Below are 6,307 nucleotides of genomic sequence, written 5' to 3' on the forward strand. Positions count from 1 at the left end.
CCTATTCCCTATTCCCTGTTCCCTGTTCCCTTCTCATGAACCTCATCTTCCTAGGAACCCCCCAATTCGCCGTCCCCAGCCTCAAAACCCTCATCGAGCATCCCGAGTTTGAGGTGTCAGCCGTCGTCACCCAGCCCGACAAACGCCGAGGCCGGGGCAAAACCTTAATTCCCTCCCCCGTCAAAACCGTTGCCGTAGAAGCCGGGATTCCCATTTGGCAACCGCAAAAGATTAAGAAAGATGTCGAAACCCTTGACAAATTGCGAAACAGTCAAGCAGATGTATTTGTTGTTGTGGCATATGGACAAATTCTCTCCCAAGAGATTTTAGAAATGCCCCGACTCGGCTGTATTAACGGCCATGGTTCCCTGTTACCGAAATATCGGGGGGCCGCCCCGATTCAATGGTGTCTGTACCACGGAGAACCCCAAACCGGGATGACCACCATGCAGATGGATGCCGGGATGGATACGGGGGCGATGTTACTGAAGTCCTCTCTGGATATTCACCTACTGGATAACGCCTGGGATGTCGCCGCGCGTTTAGCTCAAGACTGTGGTTCTCTACTGGTGGAGACCTTGCAAGGATTAGAGGCCCGAACCCTGCAAGCCACCCCCCAAGATGACGAGGCGGCGACCTATGCACGACTGATTGAGAAATCTGACTATCAACTCGATTGGACGCGGCCGGCGATCGCCCTCCATAATCAGGTGCGTGGCTTCTATCCCAATGCCGTCACCCAGTTTCGAGAGCAGTCCCTGAAAGTTAAGGCCACGGTTCCCGTCGCTGAGCAGTATTATAAGCAACTTCCTGAGGAGTTGGTGAGACAATTACAGTCCTGGGGCGATCGCCTCAACCCGGATTCAGGAGAACCGGGAGAGGTGGTACAGATTATCAAGAATTTGGGGCCAGTGCTGCAAACAGGATCTGGACTCCTGTTACTCGATGAAGTACAACTAGCAGGCAAGAAAACCCAGTCCGGCTGGGACTTTGCCAATGGAACCCGCCTAGAAATTGGCGAGCATCTAGGCTGATCAGCTTCTGTCACAGTCTCACGGCTGGGGAAGGGCATCTTAGGTCAAAATCAAGGCCATTGATTCCTATTACGGAGAATGTTCATGAATCGTCTATCTCAAGGCTTACTCACCCCCCTAGCCGCCCTCATGCTCGCCTCTGGAACCATCACCCTTATCGGCCAACCCCCCGTTATGGCCCAAGAACAATCCCTGCGAACCCTCACCGTTCAAGGACAAGGATCGGTCTTTATCCCCGCCACCATCGCTCAGGTGAGTTTAGGCGTTGAAGTCGATGCGGAGACCGCTGAAGCGGCGCAACAACAAGCCGCTCGTCAATCCTCGGCCGTGGTTGAACTGCTGCGATCGCGCAATGTGGACAAACTCCAAACCACCGGCGTTCGTCTCAACCCCATCTATACCCGTCGTGACAACCAACAGGTGATTAGCGGCTATCGCGCCTCCAACACCGTCAGTTTCCAAATTTCCACCGACGCCGCCGGAGAACTCCTCGATACCGCCGTCTCACGGGGTGCAACGCGCATTAACGGAGTCAGCTTTGTCGCCAGTGACACGGCCATCGCCCAGGCCCGCGATCGCGCCCTCCAAGAAGCCACCCTAGACGCTCGCTCTCAAGCCGATGTCGTTCTCGCCAGCCTCAACCTGCAACGGCGGGAGGTCGTCAGCATCAACATCAGTGGTAGCCAGTACGGTTCCCCCCCAGTGAGGTACCAACGGACCGAAGCCCTGGCCGCCGACGCCTCAACCCCCATCGAGGGCGGAGAACAACAAATCACCGCCTCCGTCACCCTAGAAGTGAGCTACTAATCTCCGTAGACTAGAAGTGAACAGACTAGAACTCAACCTCAGTACAGGAGAAATTTGCTTGTGAAGGGTCAAACTGTCTTACTCACCGGAGGAACCGGAGGCCTAGGGATGGGCGTCACCCCCAAAATTGTCGCCCAGGGGGCCAGCATCACCATTCCCTACCGCAACACCGCCGAAGTCGATCGCCTCAAACAACAGATGTCCCCGGAGGACTTCTCAAAAATCCAGTTTGTCCTCCTTGACTTACTCGATGAAAGTGCCGTCCGCCAACTGATTGAGGATATGGGGCGAGTTGATGTCTTGATTCACCTCGTCGGCGGCTTCTCTATGGGAGCAACTCATGAGTACGACTATAGCGATTGGCGCAAAGACCTCGATCTCAACCTCAACACCACCTTCTTAGCCTGTAAATACAGTTTGGCTCAAATGCGGCAACAGGGCTACGGCCGTATCGTCACCGTAGGCTCACGGGGAGCCGTCGAACCGGGAGCGCAATTAGCGGCCTATTGTGCCGCCAAAGCCGCCGTCGTCGCCCTCACCAAGTCCATCGCCGCCGAAACCCAAAACACCGGCATTACCGCCAACTGCGTCCTTCCCAGCGTCATCGATACTCCCAGCAACCGGGCCGCAATGGGAGATGACAACGCCGACACTTGGGTCAAACCGAGTTCCCTGGCTGACGTGATTTGTTTCCTCGCCTCCGAGGCCGCCCGAGATGTACGTGGCGCCGCCGTTCCCGTGTACGGAGATATCTAGGGAAAACGACTCAGAAAAACTACTTAAGTGGAAACTGTGAGTCAGATCACCGTCAAGCCCGCAATTGCATCACCAAGAGAACCCGCAGTGCGTCACCTCAAATCTACGGCAGTATCACGGAGACTCAGGATGCGTATCACTGCGTCTGTCGGGCGATCGCTGTCATACTCAAGTCATCGGGTTAAGTTAAGTGCGGAACTTCAGTTCCTCGATTCTGCTAAACGTAAAGATTTGATCTGGGTGCGATGCCCTGAGTCCGCATAAGGCCCTCGATGCAATTTCCTCACTCGATGCGACAGTTCCTCTTAATTCCTCCTGGTGATGCGGGAGGAATTTTTTTTGTCCCCGTTCTCTCCTATCCCCTGTTCCCCGTTCCCTCCTGTTCCCTGTTCCCTGTTCCCTGTTCCCTGTTCCCCGTTCCCTCCTGTTCCCTGTTCCCTGTTCCCTGTTCCCTGTTCCCCGTTCCCTGTTCCCTATTCCCTTCTTTTTGCCTCTTGCCCTCATCTGCTATAACAGACGAGAACGGCAAGCCTATCGGCCGTTCCCCGAGTCACTGGCCTTTGAGGATTTCATGTCCGATCTAAACATCTCTGCAATTATCTGTACTCACAACCGAGATACCTATCTCGGGGCCGCGATTGACAGTCTCCTGAACCAGTCAGAGTGCCAGAACTATGACGTCATCGTCGTTGACAACGGTTCGACAGACAACACCAAGGCCGTCATTGACGCGCGATCGCCTCATCCTCGTCTCCGGTATATCTGGGAACCCACCCTAGGGCTATCCGTTGCCCGCAACACCGGAGCCAACGCCACCGAAGCGCCGCTGATTGCCTATCTCGATGACGATGCCGTGGCCACCCCCACCTGGCTAAGTTGCCTTTGTCGCGCCTTCGAGGAGAATGATAAATTGGCGATCGCCGGTGGCAAAGTCACCCTCATCTGGGCCGAGGGTATGTCTCAACCGCCCTGGCTCTCCGATGAGATGTCCGGCTGTCTGGGGCGTTATGATTTAGGAGACGAGCTGCGGTTGATTGAAAACCCAGGACTCACCCCCCGAGGCTTAAACTACTGTATTCGCCGAGACTTCCTCAATCAGATTGGCGGTTTTGACCCCAATCTGGGACGAGTGGGTAAAAAACTACTCTCCAATGAAGAACTCTACATGACCGAAAAGGCCTTAAATCTCGGTTGGCAAGTCGCCTATCTTCCCAACGCCTTAGTCGCCCATAATGTGGCCCCAGAACGAGTGAACCGCAGTTGGTTTCTGCAACGAGGCTGGTGGCAAGGGGTGAGTGAGTGTTATCGGGAACAACTTGCCGGAAATGCCGGGTCTAAACAATTGTTACGAGGAGGAGAACGAATCGCCCGAGGACTTTATAAATCCCTTAAATTTGTGCGCGATCCTGCACAACGCTTCGAGAATTTGGTGTATGCTTACGGTCAGATTGGCTATCTAGGGTCTGCCATTGAGGGGATGCTCTTTCCGCCCAAAGACCTCCCAGGCGATCGCCCGGAAACATCCCCTTAAGTCTCGTTGAGTGCATCAATTCCCCTCCTCTCTACTCAATCCCCGTTCCCTTAAACTGTGTAGGTTAGCTTGTATGTCTTCGACTGATCATAAAATTCCCGTATCTGTCCTCATTCCCGCAAAAAATGAGGAATCTAATCTCCCCGCCTGTCTCGAAAGTGTCTCCCGGGCCGCCGAAGTCTTTGTGGTAGACTCCCAAAGTAGCGATCGCTCCTGTGAAATCTCCGAACAGTACGGCGCGAACGTCGTTCAATTTCACTTTAATGGACGTTGGCCCAAAAAGAAAAATTGGTCCTTAGATAACTTACCCTTCAGCCATGACTGGGTGTTAATTGTCGATTGCGACGAACGCATCACCCCAGAACTTTGGGATGAAATTGCCCAAGTCATCGAACAAAATGAAAAAGACGGCTACTATCTCAACCGCCGCGTCTTTTTCTTAGGCAAATGGATTCGTCACGGCGGTAAATACCCCGATTGGAATTTACGCCTGTTCAAGCACAAACTCGGTCGCTATGAAAACCTAAGTACCGAGGCTGTTCCCAACACCGGCGACAACGAAGTTCACGAACACGTGGTTCTTCCCAGCCAAGCCGGTTATCTCAAAGAAGATATGTTACATATCGACTTCCGAGATATTTATCACTGGCTCGCTCGTCACAATCGTTATTCTAACTGGGAAGCTCGGGTCTATTATAACCTCCTTTCGGGTCAAGCTGAAGACGGAACCATTGGCGCTAACTTATTCGGAGATTCCGTACAACGCAAGCGTTTTCTTAAGAAAATTTGGGTACGTCTTCCCTTCAAACCATTGTTGCGCTTTATCCTCTTTTATATCTTGCAATTGGGCTTTTTAGATGGTCACGCCGGCTATATTTATGGTCGTTTGTTGAGTCAGTATGAATATCAAATTGGTGTGAAACTCTACGAACTACAAAAGTTCGGCGGACAACTCAATCAAAATACAAAAGAACCCACCTCAGAGAAAACCCCGCAATCGGTGGGTTAGGGAAGAAAAAGGCAAAAGGCAAAAGGCAAAAGGCATAACCCACCCCTAACCCCTCCCAGGAGGGGATGGCAAGAGGCAAGAGGCAAAAGGGCGGAACAAGGGAACGGGGATTCCCCGAACTGGGAACTATCATCACCACCGCTATCTCTTGCCTACTGCCTACTGCCTACTGCCTACTGCCTCTTGCCTCTTGCCTATTTCTTACCTATTGCCTTAAACCGCTAGAAAGGGTGCGATTCCCCCGAGATAGGTTGAGGCATCTTCTAACATTGGGAAATGGGCCGTCTCGGCGATTTCGAGATACTGAACCATCCCCTTTTTGTTCTGTTCCACGGCTTTACGGCCCATCGCAGCCGGAATAATAATATCTCGTTCCCCCGCCACCAAGAGCGTGGGAACCCTGATTTTGGCGAACTCACTCGGCATGGTTTCTGCCGCTTGCTTGCTAACCGACGTCAACACCGTACCCAACGCCGCCTCGAAATCCGCCATCAAGAAATCTGCGAGAAAGGCTTGACTTTCGTAACTTGGTATGGTCTTGTTCAGAAAGCGAGCCATAAACAAACGATCAACCCAGGGAACGGAAGCCAGCCACTGGGGGCGAAATTGCACCACCCAACGACTAATCTTGTGGAAAGCGGTAAAACTGCGTTCGTCGTAGTCGAAAATGCCGCTACAGGTGAGGATGGCCCGCTTGACTCGTTCAGGATAACGGTTGATAAATAGGGTCGCGATGGAGGCTCCCATGGAGTGAGCGTTGAGATAAACTTGGGAGGACTGGCGATCGCCCACCAAGGCATCCAGCAACGCCGCCAAGTCATCAGCGTAGGTTTCGAGTTCATAATCCAGGGCCGCCTCAAGTTGGCTTTTATCCGGCAGCCGCGATCGCCCGAAGCCCCTCATATCGTACAGTAAACAATCGAAGCGATCGCTCAACGCCCGGGCCGTACTCCGCCAATAGCGTCCCGACCCCCCCCAGCCATGCAGAAACACCATGACTGGCTTCTCGTCTCCCCCAGACTCCCCCGTAATCCATTCATAGTAATGGTCAACACCCCGCAGGTTTAAGTACGCCATCTCCAGCCACTGACCTCGACATCTAACACATCTCAACCTATCATATTTAGTCTCCCATTCCCCCCCTCCCCCCTTGCCTCTTGCCTCTTGCCT

At 53.2% G+C, this 6,307-nt stretch carries 6 protein-coding genes; 5 read left to right on the forward strand and 1 reads right to left on the reverse strand.

All coding sequences use genetic code 11. From position 1 onward, the window contains the following. The first annotated feature begins 35 nt into the window (after positions 1-35). The 5 genes from fmt (at position 36) to R6U67_RS00220 (ending at position 5,137) form a co-directional block, all read left to right on the forward strand. Positions 36-1,034: a methionyl-tRNA formyltransferase gene (gene fmt / locus R6U67_RS00200; protein ID WP_410250669.1), complete on the forward strand. Its 999-nt coding sequence runs from the start codon at positions 36-38 to the stop codon at positions 1,032-1,034. Positions 1,035-1,118: 84 nt separating this feature from the next. Then, a complete protein-coding gene (locus R6U67_RS00205; protein ID WP_410250670.1) occupies positions 1,119-1,841 on the forward strand; it encodes an SIMPL domain-containing protein in 723 nt (240 codons plus the stop codon). A gap of 60 nt (positions 1,842-1,901) precedes the next feature. Then, complete coding sequence (gene fabG / locus R6U67_RS00210; RefSeq protein ID WP_410250671.1) at positions 1,902-2,597, forward strand: 3-oxoacyl-ACP reductase FabG; 696 nt, start codon at positions 1,902-1,904, stop codon at positions 2,595-2,597. A 571-nt stretch (positions 2,598-3,168) separates the two neighbouring features. Beyond that, entirely contained in the window at positions 3,169-4,128 is a 960-nt protein-coding gene (locus R6U67_RS00215) for a glycosyltransferase (protein ID WP_410250672.1), read from the forward strand. Positions 4,129-4,201: 73 nt separating this feature from the next. Beyond that, positions 4,202-5,137 carry a glycosyltransferase family 2 protein gene (locus tag R6U67_RS00220; protein WP_410250673.1) on the forward strand — a complete coding sequence of 312 codons (936 nt, stop codon included), beginning with the start codon at positions 4,202-4,204 and terminating at the stop codon, positions 5,135-5,137. 213 nt (positions 5,138-5,350) lie between these two features. On the opposite strand, the gene R6U67_RS00225 is transcribed toward R6U67_RS00220, so the two are convergent. After that, a complete protein-coding gene (locus R6U67_RS00225) occupies positions 5,351-6,214 on the reverse strand; it encodes an alpha/beta fold hydrolase (protein ID WP_410250674.1) in 864 nt (287 codons plus the stop codon). Positions 6,215-6,307: the final 93 nt, after the last annotated feature.

The organism is Sodalinema sp., assembly GCF_046483825.1.
Classification (GTDB): Bacteria; Cyanobacteriota; Cyanobacteriia; order Cyanobacteriales; family Geitlerinemataceae; genus Sodalinema.